This window comes from Dolichospermum sp. UHCC 0406 (assembly GCF_009712025.1).
Taxonomy (GTDB): Bacteria; Cyanobacteriota; Cyanobacteriia; order Cyanobacteriales; family Nostocaceae; genus Dolichospermum; species Dolichospermum lemmermannii.
Genome location: NZ_VILA01000006.1, coordinates 126465 through 141367, shown reverse-complemented (window position 1 = coordinate 141367; position 14903 = coordinate 126465). Strand labels below are relative to the sequence as shown.

General features: G+C 38.8%; 12 protein-coding genes and 1 tRNA gene. 6 read left to right on the top strand and 7 right to left on the bottom strand.

The features are described 5' to 3' along the window. Positions 1–2: 2 nt before the first annotated feature. Positions 3–587, top strand: coding sequence for a Uma2 family endonuclease (locus FJR09_RS06770; protein ID WP_015081344.1), 585 nt, complete (start codon positions 3–5; stop codon positions 585–587). Between the two features lie 155 nt (positions 588–742). Here the strand turns inward: FJR09_RS06770 and FJR09_RS06765 are convergent, their stop codons facing one another. From FJR09_RS06765 to FJR09_RS06750, 4 genes are all read right to left on the bottom strand, one after another. Continuing rightward, positions 743–1522, bottom strand: a complete 780-nt coding sequence (locus FJR09_RS06765) for an ion transporter (protein WP_168650787.1) — start codon at positions 1520–1522, stop codon at positions 743–745. Positions 1523–1589: 67 nt separating this feature from the next. Continuing rightward, the gene (locus FJR09_RS06760; protein WP_371416395.1) at positions 1590–2054 is read right to left on the bottom strand and encodes a hypothetical protein; all 465 of its coding nucleotides are present in this window, start codon (positions 2052–2054) and stop codon (positions 1590–1592) included. Positions 2055–2217: 163 nt separating this feature from the next. Then, positions 2218–4323, bottom strand: coding sequence for a pentapeptide repeat-containing protein (locus FJR09_RS06755; protein WP_168650789.1), 2106 nt, complete (start codon positions 4321–4323; stop codon positions 2218–2220). Between the two features lie 60 nt (positions 4324–4383). Then, positions 4384–4716, bottom strand: coding sequence for a hypothetical protein (locus FJR09_RS06750; RefSeq protein ID WP_015081348.1), 333 nt, complete (start codon positions 4714–4716; stop codon positions 4384–4386). 954 nt (positions 4717–5670) lie between these two features. Here FJR09_RS06750 and FJR09_RS06745 point away from each other — a divergent pair. Continuing rightward, the gene (locus FJR09_RS06745; RefSeq protein ID WP_168650791.1) at positions 5671–7218 is read left to right on the top strand and encodes a protein kinase; all 1548 of its coding nucleotides are present in this window, start codon (positions 5671–5673) and stop codon (positions 7216–7218) included. Positions 7219–7234: 16 nt separating this feature from the next. Here the strand turns inward: FJR09_RS06745 and FJR09_RS06740 are convergent. The 3 genes from FJR09_RS06740 to yidD form a co-directional block, all read right to left on the bottom strand. Then, positions 7235–7319, bottom strand: a tRNA-Ser gene (locus tag FJR09_RS06740). 648 nt (positions 7320–7967) lie between these two features. Further along, the gene (locus FJR09_RS06735) at positions 7968–8663 is read right to left on the bottom strand and encodes a M15 family metallopeptidase (protein ID WP_168651294.1); all 696 of its coding nucleotides are present in this window, start codon (positions 8661–8663) and stop codon (positions 7968–7970) included. Positions 8664–8851: 188 nt separating this feature from the next. Continuing rightward, the gene (gene yidD / locus FJR09_RS06730; protein ID WP_168652658.1) at positions 8852–9097 is read right to left on the bottom strand and encodes a membrane protein insertion efficiency factor YidD; all 246 of its coding nucleotides are present in this window, start codon (positions 9095–9097) and stop codon (positions 8852–8854) included. 51 nt (positions 9098–9148) lie between these two features. Between yidD and FJR09_RS06725 the strand changes: the two genes are divergently transcribed. The 4 genes from FJR09_RS06725 (at position 9149) to FJR09_RS06710 (ending at position 14868) form a co-directional block, all read left to right on the top strand. Continuing rightward, positions 9149–9856 carry a diacylglycerol/polyprenol kinase family protein gene (locus FJR09_RS06725; RefSeq protein ID WP_015081354.1) on the top strand — a complete coding sequence of 236 codons (708 nt, stop codon included), beginning with the start codon at positions 9149–9151 and terminating at the stop codon, positions 9854–9856. A 334-nt stretch (positions 9857–10190) separates the two neighbouring features. After that, positions 10191–10562, top strand: coding sequence for a CTB family bacteriocin (locus FJR09_RS06720; protein WP_168652659.1), 372 nt, complete (start codon positions 10191–10193; stop codon positions 10560–10562). A 505-nt stretch (positions 10563–11067) separates the two neighbouring features. Then, a complete protein-coding gene (locus tag FJR09_RS06715; RefSeq protein ID WP_168652660.1) occupies positions 11068–12576 on the top strand; it encodes an HlyD family efflux transporter periplasmic adaptor subunit in 1509 nt (502 codons plus the stop codon). A gap of 123 nt (positions 12577–12699) precedes the next feature. Further along, positions 12700–14868: a peptidase domain-containing ABC transporter gene (locus FJR09_RS06710; protein ID WP_168652661.1), complete on the top strand. Its 2169-nt coding sequence runs from the start codon at positions 12700–12702 to the stop codon at positions 14866–14868. Positions 14869–14903 lie beyond the last annotated feature (35 nt).

Genomic DNA, 14903 nt, shown 5'->3' with positions numbered 1-14903 from the left:
CTATGATTGCAACTCCCAGCTATAACTATCTTTCCCCCGTCGAATATCTCCAAGGGGAAGAAACCAGCCCTATTAAGCATGAATACAGAGACGGAGAAGTGTACGCAATGGCAGGGGCTAGTAATACTCATGTCATTATTACACTCAATATTGCTTCTCTGCTGAGAAATCATCTGCGTGGCCGTGGCTGTCAAGCTTACATTGCCGATACCAAGGCACATATTGAATCAATTAATACCTATTACTATCCTGATGTCATAGTCAGTTGCGACCAAAAAGATAAAGCCTTTAATAACTTTTTGCGTTATCCCTGTTTAATTATCGAAGTTTTATCTCCCACAACAGAAGCCTTTGATAGAGGTGATAAATTTGCTGACTATCGAAATTTAGAATCACTTCAGGAATATGTGTTGATAAGTCAAACGCGGGTAAATGTCGAAATTTTCCGGCGTAATTCCGAGGGACAGTGGGGATTTTACAGTTATGGACAAGGGGAAAATGTGCATTTAGCAAGTGTAGATTTTCACTGTCCGATAGAAGATGTCTATGAAGATGTGAATTTTGAATCTCCTACTGGAGAAAATTGACCTAACTCCTGACTCCTGCTGCTAAATTTCAACTTTCAGAGGGAACAGAAAAAACTCATGTTTAAAAACATGAGATGGAAATAATGACACTGTTTTTTTTGGGCTACCCATCTTTTAAAAAGAATACTTTCTATTCCCTATTCTCTAGCACCTATTTAAGGATCAATTATCAATTGTTTACCACACCTTTTACAAAATCCAGCATCTGTATCATGAAACGCTAAACCGCACCCTTGACAAACAGTTTCCACCTGATTTGCAGTTTTTACCAATCGTCTAATTAAGTCGCCAATTTGCCACGGAATCAGAGCCACTCCTGTTAAAATCATCAATACTGTTAGTAACCGACCTAATTCAGAAATGGGAATCACATCACCAAATCCCACCGTTGTCATTGTGACAACGGAGAAATAAAAGGCATCTAAAAAAGTATCAAAATTCTGAGGATTAACAGGATGTTCAACTTGATAAATGAAGCCAGAAAAAATAAAAACTATAGCAAATAAAGTAAATAATATTCTGGCAAAAATTACACTATCTTCATTACTAATACTACCAAATAAAAATTTTTTATCAATAAATCTCAGTAAACGGAGAATTCTCACCCAGCGGAATAACCGAATAAAACTAATATCTACCAATCCGATAAAAGATGGCAAAATTGAGATTAAATCAATAATTGCATAAAAACTCAGAATATATTTAATTCTATTTTTTGTACTCCATAAGCGGAGTAAATATTCCCCAGCAAAAATCATTAATATGCAATCATCTAATCCTCTTAACTGCCAGCGAGCTTCTTGAGAGAGATCATAGGTTTCCGCGACAAAAATTCCCGAAGATACTAAAACCAATAAAGCAATAGTTACACTAATTACCTTACCTACAGGAGTTTCTAGGTCTGTTAAGTAAAACTCTAATTTTTCTCGGTTCATCTCGGTTCAGCACCATCTTTTCAAGAACTCAAAAATTAAAAAATTATTACCAATGACAAATGACGAATTAAAACCTTAACCCAACTCCACCTTGTAAAGATAAAGCTGTACCACCAGTATTCCGGTAGGCATCAAAAGCAATAATAGCATTACCAAAAATCACAGTATTACTATTAGGAATAACATAATCAATGCCTGGTTGCAAAGCAAAGCTAATTTTATTACCTACAGGAGAAGCTATATCACCACTAGTTAAGACTAAACCAGCACCTAAATAAACATCAGTTTGCCAGTTGAGAGGGAGGTCATAGGAAACAGTCGGGACTATGGCTGTGCCTTTACCAATTAACGCTTGAGCGCGGAAAGAAATGGGTGTTTCTAGTAACTTGTAACGAAAAGCCAGGACTCCACCCAATTGCGTACCATCTGTCAATCCCACAGTTGGACCAATACCAACATAGCTACCATAAGCTACCTGAGCTTGTACTGGTTGAGAGTTTACAGCTAAACTCAAAACGGTTCCCATTCCCATTACCCCAAGCCAACACTGAAAATGCTTCATTACCCTACTCCTGACACAATCTGTATTTAATTAGCAATACCTTCGCCAAATTGAAAAAAGCCTTGATTCGTAGGTTGGGTTGAAGCATGAAACCCAACGCATTTGTTGGGTTGCGCCTCATCCCCTCATACCATTATGGACAACGAGAATGTAGTCCACCTTGAGTACAAATAAATGCCAGTTGTTGAGGATCTAAATTTTTAGCTTTAGTAAAATCTACTCCTTTGATTGAGGCATTTTGAGAACCAATATCAGGTGTTTCCACAAACTGATCTGCGGGATTTTGTTTACCGGCAAAGAGGATTGTACCTTGAAAATTTGCTCCGTCCACATTTGCTTTTCGTAAATCAGCCCGACTTAAATCAGCATTTTGCAAATTGGCGTTTTCTAAGTTAGCGGAACGCAAACTAACACCAGTCAGCCGAGTAGCAGTTAAGTTAGCATCGCTGAGATTAGCATAATCTAAATAGGCTTCAGATAAATCTGCACCTTGCCAATCAGTTTTGGTTAAATTTGCATAAGCTAATTGTGTCCCAATAGCAGAAACACGCACTAAACGAGCAGCATATAAATTTGCTTCTGTTAAATTAGCATTGCTTAAATCTGCATTTATCAAGCTGGCATTTTCTAAAATCGCATTTCGTAAATCTGTACCTACTAACTGGGTACTACTGAGATTAGCAGCAAATAAGCGGGTGTAGGATAAGTTGGCTTTGTTGAGATTAGCCCGACTTAAATCACTCCGACTCATGGAAACACGGCTCAAGTTAGTATTACTTAAATTAGCTGCCTTTAACTGGACGTTGTTTAAATCTGCAATCACATCATCGTAAGTATCCCAACGTCCATCTTCACCGACGCTGCGAAAACGGCTACCTTGGAAATTAGCTTGGTTAAGATTTGCCGATTTCAAGACAATTCCTGATAAATCAATGTTGTTTAATACCAGGTTAAATAAGGACTTTCCCCCAGATGCTTGAGAACCTAATTCAGCTTTACTCAAGTCAATATTGTTAATTTTGCCACTATAGACAGCCAGAATTTTATTAATTACCTGCTGAGTCAGAATTAACTGGTTTTGTCTAATGTCCGAATTAGGACTTTTACCCATAGATGCTAGTTCTTCCACGAGAAACTGATTCATCCGGTTTAATTCCGGGATAGCTTTAAAACCAGTATTAGTTAAAGCTTGTTGAATAGTATCCAGGGTTTTGGGGTCTGTTTCCTTGACTAATAAGTCAATTAATAATTTGATGGATTGTTTATCATCTATAGTCCCCAAGGCTAACACTGCTCTTTGTCGATCTTCATTAGTAACACCGCTGCTGGGATTTAGTGCTTTGATGAGTTCGATAAACTTTTGACTATTAGTTTGTTCGCTTCTCCGTTGGCTTTCTTGGGTTTGGATATAGATTTGTGTACCGACTAAAGTTGATAGTACAGCAATCATACTAGTCAGCCCTACCAAAAACAGACTGAGATAAGAATTATTTTTGGGGACTGGAGTGGAACTAGATTTTTGAGTTGCAGCACTATCTACATCAGCTTCGTTTATTGTTGACTGCTCCCCAGGATGACTAACCGTGCTGGTTGCATCTATTGTGTATGTTCCTGCTATTTGATCATGGAAAGAGCGGCGATGCTTTTGGACAGGCCAGCCCTTAGACTCTGCTAGGATCATTAACATCGTTAAAGATGTAAACAGAGCTAAGTTGGGGAAAATAAAGCTGTAACGCCAGAGTAGATAAGCGGCAGAAACTGGTACTGTCCAACGCCCTAATCCTTCTCTAACTATGATTGCACCTAAGCCTGGGGCTGTTCCGGCTTCGTTTACTACTCGCACTCTAAACCACCGTTTGGGAATGGTGCTGCCAGTTTTAGCTAATAAATATAATTGCCAAGCACCGAAGCTGGTGGGTAATAATAGGGCTAATGTCCATAAGATATTAGTCGGCCAAGCGACGTTGCGAATACCGTAACTGACAGGTAATGCGAGGGGTCTAGCGATCGCTTTTTCTGTGACTACGAGAACAGGGTTAAGAGGAACTCGCTGGATCTCACTCCGAGAATTTACATACACGCCCAAAGCATAAGGAACTAAACCACTGACAATAAAGAGGGTGATTTCCACCGTCCAAGCCACAAAACGCCTGGTTGATAATGGTGTAATTTTAGCTTTTTTCGGTTCTTTGGAGCGGCTAGACTGACTACTACTTTTGCCGATCATTGGATTAGCCATTGAATAATTACCTGTGATTTTTTTTACGCCACTATTGGCATGATTAAAATAGGCTATTGCTTATTTTGCCTTTCTATTAGCAATAAAAAATTTGTATCCAAGATACACTAACACTGCCAACATCGCTAGACTCATAACAGAAGCAACTAGAGCAAATACTGTTTGCACCATCCAAACAGTTAACAACATGACAATACCTGTGACTGCCAGCTTTTTAATTGTTGATAAACTATTAAACCAATTTCTGGATCTTTGTAAATACAAGTTCCATTGAGAAAACCCTGTCAGAGGTGTCTGTGCTTCTGGTTGCGGAGGATTAACACTAGCAGATTTAATTTCTGCTGCTAGATTTTGGAGACGACGCTGCAAATCTTCTTCTGGTTGAGAGTTCATAAATTTTTATTGATCATGATCAATGAATTTAACATCGGATTCTGTTTTAGCTAAAAAAAAGAAATATTCAGAAATTATGACTGGTACTCAGGGAAGATGGTAATAGGGCATTGATTTTAGAGGGAAAGTTAGGCAGATTTTTCTGATTTTGGGAAGTTAATTCCGGATATTTTACCGTTGAGTCGAGAACTTTTCTCGCCAAAACAAGCTCTTTAAATATCACCCCACTCCCAACCTCCACCTCGAAGAGCAAGGAGGGGGCTATGATGTAGTTTATTCAAGTGCATACCGCCATATCGCACAATATTTCATCAGAATCAAAAACCGTTGTCATAAGACCTCGCGGTAAGTGGGAAACGAGCGCGTCTTTAGACCTGAGAGGGAAACGGCACGAGGGATTTTAATCCCTGTGGTATGTTAGAATTAAATTGTGAGTAAGAACAAAAAACATCTACGTGTTGAAGCATCCTAGTACGGAGAAATTCCGGCTCATAAGAAACAACGGTTAGGTTTAAGTCCTAACGGCAGTATTGACTTGAAAGAGCGAGTAATGGCAGGTTGTGGAGCGTACCGCGTCTTGGCTTAGTGATGGATTCTAAAAACACTGAAAACCATAAAAGTAAGCGCAATTTCGACGCCTTGATTGGCAGTTGTTTTGAGCGTTTAGGCGGCGTTTGACGGTCGCAGCGAGATTAGATTGAGCTAAACTCTTAATTTAATTCTGTCAGTAGAATCTCAGTGGCTTGGCTCCCTGAGAGTGTCAAAATAGGTCAGGAGTGTGGATTAAATAAAGTGTAAAAGATAGGGTGTGTAAAGCTATGCGACCATGGCTACGCTAAAGCAAAGCCTAATGCACCATTTCCGATCAAATCAGAATTGCAGGTTATTAAATTTGCGTTCCTAAGAGTGCTATAACCCAGTTAATTATCTGCTCATTTAAGACTGAAAAACCCTATGTTAGCAGGCACAATTTTGCAGAATGGAAAATATACCATCCTCCAGGAAATAGGGCGGGGCGGATTTGGTGTTACCTTTAAAGCTATGCACCACTATTTAGGTCAAGAAGTGGTGATGAAAACTATCAATGAGAGGTTGCGACAACATCCCGATTTCCCTAAGTTCCAGCGCCAATTTCAAGATGAAGCTAAAAGATTAGCCGCTTGTGTTCATCCTCATATTGTCCGGGTAAGTGACTTTTTTGAGGAAGATAGTTTACCTTATATGGTGATGGAATACATTCGCGGAGACACCTTATGTGCAGCATTTGTTTTACCAGGAATACCCCTACCGGAAGCTACAGCCATTCATTATATCCGTCAAATAGGCGCGGCATTGCAGGTGGTACATAATAATGGTTTATTGCACCGAGATATTAAACCAGATAATATTATTTTGCGTCAAGGAACGCAGGAAGTAGTGCTAATTGATTTTGGCATTGCTAGAGAATTTAATAACGGAGCAAAACAGACACATACAGGTTTAGTCAGTGAAGGTTATGCACCCATTGAACAGTATCTAACCCAAGCACAACGAACAGCAGCTACAGATGTTTATGGTTTAGCAGCGACTTTATATGCACTGTTAACTGCACAAGTTCCTATACCTGCATTACTGCGAGATCGGGAAAAAATGCCCTCTCCCCGTGAATTACAACCTCATTTGAGTGGGGCTGTTAATCAAGCAGTTAGCCGAGGAATGGCTGTAGAACCTCAGTTTCGTCCGACAACAGTAGCAGAATGGCTGCAACTACTACCGGGAAATGGGCTAAATGTGACATCATCAACTTTAGCGACTCAAGCAGTACAGACTATTAATTTATCGGATTTAAAATCCAAAAATTTCCTCAAAAAAGCTACTCCCCGTCCTATTGCTACACCACCAAAAGTCGCAAATACAGGCAAAAAAGCAGGTGTATCGAAGGGAATTGTGAGCATTAGTATTGCCTTAATTGCCGCTACGGCAGGTTTTAGTATGACGCGGATATTATCAAAACCTAATTTACAATCATCACCTAAACCAGTTATTAAACAATCTACTTCCGAATCTATTCCACCCAAACCTGTCGTGGAAATATCACCATCATCTCCAAATCAAAAAATTCAAAATTCCTCTTTTAATGAATCTGTACCACTGAGAGTCAGGAGAAAACGCAAAAATACTCCTGTTTCCCCAGAACCAACCCCTACTAATAATAGTAGTGATGAAGAAAAAGCCCCTGAGAATAACAACTCTCAGCCCACTCCAACCCCGAATACTACAATTAATAAATCAACACCGGTTGTGACTTCTTCACCATCCTTAATGGATACCCTGCGTGACGCTAAAGAATCCCAGAAAGCTTCTCCACCTCCAGAAAATACTGCACCGGAATCTAATCCCGTAGTCACCCCACCCCAGGAATCTCAACCAGAAAATTCTTCGGCTGTAGTCGTCCCCACTGTAGAAATAAACCAAAATCAAGTGCCGGAAAGTCATCAGCAAAAGGAAGAAAAGCCGCAATAATCATTATTTGAATCAACGGAGAGGGGGGGATTCGAACCCCCGTTGAGTTTCCCCAAAACGCATTTCGAGTGCGTCACCATCAACCACTCGGACACCTCTCCAACATCAACTGTGAATTGACACTCCCCGCGTCTTTAGACGCGGGGATTCTATAGAGAGTTTCAGTCTATATCTCTCAGTTATCCCAGCTTCAGGCATTGCCTTAAATATTTGGGTTCTTGCCCTGATCCTGTTTGCCATTACTGGCAGAATCATCTCTGCTTGCGGTGAGCGAAGCCGAACTGACAAGCGTAACTTTCCGAGAGTCCCCCGGTAGGTTTTTAATGTCTTTGCTGACAATTTAATTGTCTCACGAATATGGATTAAAAGAATGCAGAATTTAGAATTTAGAATTTAGAATTACGTTTTGCAACGGGGATTTTACCCCGACGCAAAACCCGCTGCTTGTAGAAGCAGGGGACTTTAACCCCCAAAGGTAAGTTAAAATTTGAAATTATTTCAAATTTTTAAATTAATGTCAATGCAGGATAAAGGAAAGCCTCTAGCCTTCATCCCTTGTCTAAAGCACAGATGTAGCTGACTTAGTCAGCTACATCTTCAAGGGTTTTCGGCATTTCCCTTATAAAAACTTCACTAGTAGCATCAAAAATTATAACACAACCTATTGAAAATATCAAACTTTGCGTCTTTGCTCCTTTGTGCCTACCCTGCGGGATCTCTAAGAGAGATTGCGCGAAACATAAATTCATTTAACTTAATCGTCCATAACGGGCTGTCATCAGAGTTTCGGGATGAGATTGATTATATAACCAAGCCCACATTTGATCACCAAAAGAAAAATGCCACCATTCTCTAGGATTGCGTTGAAATCCAGCTTTTAACATTACATCCCGTAATAATTGCCGGTTAGCATTATAGCCTTGATGACTATGAATATAATATTCTGGATGCGATCGCTCGGACATCTCATCAATGGGTGAACCCATATCCACAATTGCCCCAACATCATTGACTAGAGTAATATCCACCGCAGCCCCCGTACTGTGGGGAGGAGGGGTGTTCATATCTAAACTGGGTACAGCCCAAATTTCATAAACCGCTGTCCATACATCTTCCCGTTGCTGGGGTAATAATTCCTTTTCCGTCAAACCCCGTTCTCGCAACGCTTCCCTAAAGCTGTAATCTACCATAAACTGCTGCACAGCCACAGGCCGATAAGCATCGAATATTTGAATAGACCAATGGGGATGTAGTAATTGTAAATGATTTTGCGCCTGAATTAAATTTTCAACAACACTTTGACGCAAGTAATAAGGTGAGTGTCCGCCATAATTAGCACCTAACTTTTGATAAGGGTGAGGAGATTCCACCGCAAACAATTCTAGAGGAATCTTAACTAAAGGTTCACCACATTCAATAATGGGGATTTGGTAATAAGGTCGCATTTTAATTGCTAATTTTTAACTCTTTTTTTAACGCTTGTGAAATTCTATGCTTTCAAACTCTGACTCTCTGAGACTCTGCGCCTGGAGCGTGTTAGCGAAGCGGGGGGGGAAGCCCGATAAAATCATATTCTGAATCAGAAATTCCCAAAAAACTATCCGTGTAATCCAGTAATCCCTTAAATCCGTGTTCACTCTTCATGCTGACAACAAGATTTTTCTTTCAGATCTGGAACAGGATCATAACCTCCTGGATGAAAAGGATGACAGCGTAAAATCCGCATAATAGCCATCCAGCTACCGCGAAATACCCCAAACTGTTCAATAGCTTGAATCGCATACAGAGAACAAGTAGGTTGAAAGCGACAAGTTGGGGGAAACAGGGGAGAAATAAAGAAGCGATAACCCTTAATTAGCCAAATCAATAATATTTTCATGTCCAAAGCTCATAAAGTAGAATTAAAGTTAAAAATACCTCTATTCCCTCATTGTTTAACACATTCCTCAGCTTAGAAAACCTTTCCCCATTGTCGCTGCAAATTGCCCCCGCTGCGGCTTGGGTAGGATTAATTATCTGCATTGCTTGGGTAGTTAGTCGTTTTACTGATAGCGAACCGGAAATCATTCGTAAAATCGTGCATATTGGCACAGGTAACGTAATTTTAATTGCTTGGTGGTTAGATATTCCCTCTTTTGTGGGAATTACTGCGGCAATTTTTGCGGGTATTATCACCTTGTTATCTTATCAATTCCCTATTCTTCCTGGTATTAATAGTGTCGGTCGTCAAAGTTTGGGAACATTTTTCTATGCTGTAAGTATAGGTGTTTTAGTGGGTATTTTTTGGTATTTACACCAACCCCAATATGCTGTTTTAGGAATTATGACTATGGCTTGGGGAGATGGATTAGCTGCTTTAATTGGGAAACGGTTTGGTAAACATAAATATGTGGTTTTTGGTTCTCAAAAAAGCTGGGAAGGTTCTTTAACAGTGACTTTAATTAGTTATTTTATTTGTGTAACTCTTTTACTGGTTACTCAAGGTAATATTTGGCAAACTTGGATGGTTTCCTTAATTGTCGCCGTAATCGCCACGATTTTAGAAGCCTTTTCTTTTTTAGGCATAGATAATTTAACAGTTCCTATCGGTAGTGCTACCTGTGCTTATCTGTTAAATCAGCTACTCTCTCATTACTGAATAATTCCTGATCTAGCAAAATAATTTTTCTGAAATTAGAGATATCTAAAAACATAGATATTTAATTTTCTGTTGAGTAGAAATCCGAATAAATTCATATATTCCGAGTTTTCTATAAAAACAACAAATATACATTGTGCAGATTTTATGTAAGCTAGGATTAATCTTTTAATAATACTATTCTAGTAATTAAAAACTATTTTGTCTCTACTTTTAGAGGTAAATTTGCAAACTTTATTTTCTACCCGTAGGTTTATGAATTCTTAGGCAACAATGCTTATAGTTGAGTTGTTAGGTGATGGAACGCCTAATTACGTAAGTGAGGCTAATAATTGTGTTAAATCAAATCAACGCATCCGATTTGCTTGTTGCTTTATCTGATCAACAACAAGAAATAGTGACTGGTGGGGCTGACTTTGAACTAGCTGCTAGTAACTATGCTAACAAGGGATCGCTCTTAATGGGAACAAGTGTTTCCGGTCCTCAAGGTAGCAGTGCTACTTCCGCAGGTAAGGCTAATACCATTCTAACTGCGGGACAAGATTTCTTAGGTTTAGGTGCAGACCTTCCTGCTGGTGTAGGGGCTTTAGGTCCAGCCGTATTACCAGGCAACGGTGGCGGCGGCGGTGCTGTACCTGCAATTGCCACCCCACTACCCCTACCTCCAGTTGCAAACGCAACTGGAACCGAAGCGATTCTTGCGTAAGTATGGGCTAGTAAGCCTATAAGTTTCCTTCCAAGCAGGACTCAACTAGTACCGCAGAGTGGAATTGAAAATAAACAACTGAAAATCAAAAAAGCAAATTACACCAGCTTTTTAAAGATTTTTAATGGTTAGTTATTTTCGCCGCTCTGCACTGCTAGTCAACAACTTTTTTAAACAACAAAGGGGGTTAGAGGAGATGACAATAACTTGCTCAACGTAAGTGAGGACTTTGAGAAAGTTTGATTCTTCTCCCCCATTTTCTTCACGCTTAATCCGCGTCGAAGATTTGAGAAAGATAATTCCCACAACTAGGGCATAACCATCTCTACCCCCTTCACTAAATTATAACCGATGATCAAATTAATTTTCACAATGTGAATAGAGAAATTTAATTGTTTTTATTGCTGTCAATTTATTACCTAAGATAGTTACTTCTCGGCTGCATGATAGTAGTAATTTCTATCTTAGGTGAGACTATTTTAGTCCTAATCAAAGGTGTAATCCCGTGAACTCCTTACAGAGTCAAAATAACAATTCTCCCTATAATTTAAATAACTCGACTACAGAGGATTTGCATATACTAGAAGCTAATGAGTTTCTCCCCCATATCGGTAAATGGATTCATATCGGTGGGGGGGTAATGATTAGTATGTTTGTAGTGGCTGTGAGTCTTAGTTCTGTCCTCTATTACAACATCACAGTTAAAGTCCCTGCAACTATCCGACCATTGGGAGAATTACGGTTAGTTGAATCTGGCATGACGGGAACTGTGAAAAGAATTGTCGTTAAAGAAGATCAGCTAGTAAATAAGGGAGAAATAATTGCTTATATTGATGACTCCCAACTGCAATCTCAAAAAAGACAACTGCAAAATACTATCCAGCAAAGTCAATTACAACTTATTCAAATTGATGCTCAAATTAATCAGGTCAATACTCAAATAATTTCTCAAACCAACTTAAATGAGCGAACAATTATAGCTGTACAAGCTGAATTGGCTGGAACTAAGCGCAACTATAACGATCAGCAAATTAAAGCTGGTGCGGAAATGACACAAGCTAAAATAGCGATAAATTTAGCAAATGAGCAACTAGCAAGATTACAAAAAGAAAGGGTATTAATAGCTACTGTAGAAGAAGCAGAAGCAGCATTAAAACTGGCTACTTTACAGCGCGATCGCTTACAGAGTATAGTTACATCAGGAGCAATATCTCGCAATTTAGTTGAAGAAAAAGAACAAGCTGTTAAATCGGCTCAAGCCAAATTGGAACAAGCTAAATCTAGCACTAAAAATCTCCAAGAAGAAAAAGAACAAGCTGTTAAATTAGCCCAAATAAACTTACAAAAAGCCAAAATTGCCGTTAATCCCAGTAATGCAAATGTGACAATTGCCTTAGAAAAAATTAGGCAGGAAAAAGCCAGAGGTGAAAGCAATTTAGCCGCTTTAAAAAAAGAACGAGAAACATTAATTCAGCAACGGTTAGAATTACAAAAACAACAGATTCGCACTCATCAAGAATTACAACAGTTAGACAATGAGTTAAATAAAAGTGTGATTCGTTCCCCAGCTAATGGCACACTCATGCAGCTCAAACTTCGCAATCCTGGACAGGTTGTCCAACTCAGTGAAGCTCTTGCTCAAATTGCTCCTGTGGATGCTCCTTTAATCATTAAAGCTCAAGTTTCTGCTAAAGATATTGACAAAGTAAAACCTGGTCAAATAGTACAAATGCAGGTTTCAGCTTGTCCCTATCCAGACTATGGAACTCTCAAGGGAACTGTAAAAACAATTGGAGCAGATGTTCTAGCAATTCCCCAAAATAATTCCATTATTAGCACACCCCAGGTAGCTACTTATCAAATAAATATTGAACCACAAAATCTATTTTTAGCAAAAGGAAATCATTTATGTGATCTCAAATCTGGTATGGAAGGACGCGCGGACATTATTTCTCGTCAAGAAACTATCATGCAATTTATTCTCAGAAAAAGTAAATTAATCACCAATTTATAAATAAGGATTGAGGTTTGGTTAAGTAATAGCACAACCCGACAAAAACAGCACAATAGAACAAAGACTTGCATAAAGTTGGGTTTCCTATCGTCAACTCAACCTACTAAACTTTTTTGGATAATTATGTTCAATATCTTTAAAAATCATCAAAATTATCAGTGTACTTTACAGTTAAGTGAAGAAGACTGTGGGGCAGCTTGTTTAGTTTCTATTACCAAGCACTATGGACGCTTTTTAAGCATGATTAAAAGCCGAGAAGCTGTGGGGACTGGACAATTAGGAACAACATTATTAGGTTTAAAACGAGGTTCAGAAAATCTCGGTTTCAATGCTAGAGCGGTCAAAGCTTCTCCAGAAATCATAGACAGAATTACAGAAATTACATTACCTGCAATTATCCATTGGCAAGGCTATCATTGGGTGGTTTTATATGGTAAAAAAGGCAAAAAATACGTTATTGCCGATCCGGCTGTGGGACTTCGTTATCTGACCAAAGAAGAATTAACCAATGCTTGGAATGGCGTAATGCTCTTATTAGAACCAGATCCAGACCGCTTTTTTGAACAACCCCAAGAACAATCAAAAGGTGGTATCACGCGGTTTTTTTACCGGATTTTACCATTTCGTGGTTTATTAACTCAGGTTTTAATGATTAATATTGTCCTGGGTTTACTAGCTTTAGGAACTCCTGTTTTAATTCAATTATTGACAGATGATGTTCTCGTGCGTGGAGATGTGCAATTACTCACTGTTGTAGTTTCCGCAGTCGTAGTTATGAGTTTATTTAGTGGAGGTTTACAAGTATTTCAAGCCTTAATGATTTCTCATTTTGGGCAAAGATTACAATTGGGTTTAGTCTTGGAATTTGGTCGTAAACTGCTGCAATTACCTTTAAATTATTATGAATCTCGTCGCAGTGGGGAAATTACTAGCCGACTGCGAGATATTGGCGAAATTAACCAATTAGTATCCCAGATTGTGATTGTTTTACCCAGCCAATTTTTTATTGCTGTGATTTCTTTTTGCTTAATGTTATTTTATAGCTGGCAATTAACAATAGCAGTTTTATTAATTGCTGCTTTTATGACTTTATCAACCTTACCTTTTTTACCAATTCTTCAGCAAAAAAACCGCAGTCTCTTGGTCTTAGGAGCAGAAAATCAAGGTGTTTTAGTCGAAACATTTAAGGGCGCACAGGTAATTAAAACTACAAATGCTGCTCCTCAATTTTGGGATGAATTTCAAAGTCGGTTTGGTCGTCTAGCAAATCTGGCTTTTAGTACGGTTCAAATAGCAATTATCAACGGGACTATTGCTAAAATTATATCTACAATTGGTGGTGTTATCTTGTTAGGATTGGGGAGTATGTTAGTAATTAAAGGCAATTTAAGCATTGGACAAATGTTAGCTTTTAATACTTTGCAAGTCAATGTTTTAGCTTTAATCAACTCATTAGTTGGCTTTGTTGATGAATATTTTCGTTCCCAAACAGCAGTTTCTCGATTATTAGAAGTTATTGATGCGACACCGGAAGTGGTGGGAGGAAGTCAAAAGCCAACTGCACAAATTTCTAGTGTGGCAGATATTAATTGCTCTCATCTTCAATTTCATCACGCAGGTAGAGTTGACTTGTTAGATGATTTTTCTCTTCAGCTTCCTGGAGGAAAAACTATTGCTTTAATTGGTAAATCTGGCTGTGGTAAAAGCACTTTAGCTAAATTATTAGCTGGTTTATATGTCCCAGATTCTGGTAATATTCGCATTGGTTTTTTTAATATCCAAGATATTGCTTTAGATTGTTACCGACAGCAAGTAGTTTATGTTCCCCAAGAACCTCATTTTTGGAGTCGGACAATTTTGGAAAACTTCCGTTTAGGTACACCTGATATTTCTTTTGAAGACATAGTTGAAGCTTGTGATATTGCTGATGCAGATGGTTTTATCAGTCAATTACCTAATAAATATCAAACCGTATTAGGGGAGTTTGGTGCAAATCTTTCTGGGGGACAAAGACAAAGATTAGCGATCGCTCGCGGAATTCTCACAAATCCACCTATACTTATTTTAGATGAAGCTACCGCCGGACTAGACCCCATGAGTGAAGCTCATGTTCTAGATCGTCTTTTGGAACATCGTACAGGTAAAACCACAATTTTAATTACCCATCGTCCTAGCGTCATTCATCGTGCTAATTGGATTGTTCTCATCGAAAAAGGTCAAGTACAAATTCAAGGGACTCCGCAGACATTCCTCTCAAAACCCGGAGAGCATTTACAGTTTTTAACTGTATAAATCAATATTGTCAAAGTTTTTATTTTCCTATTCCT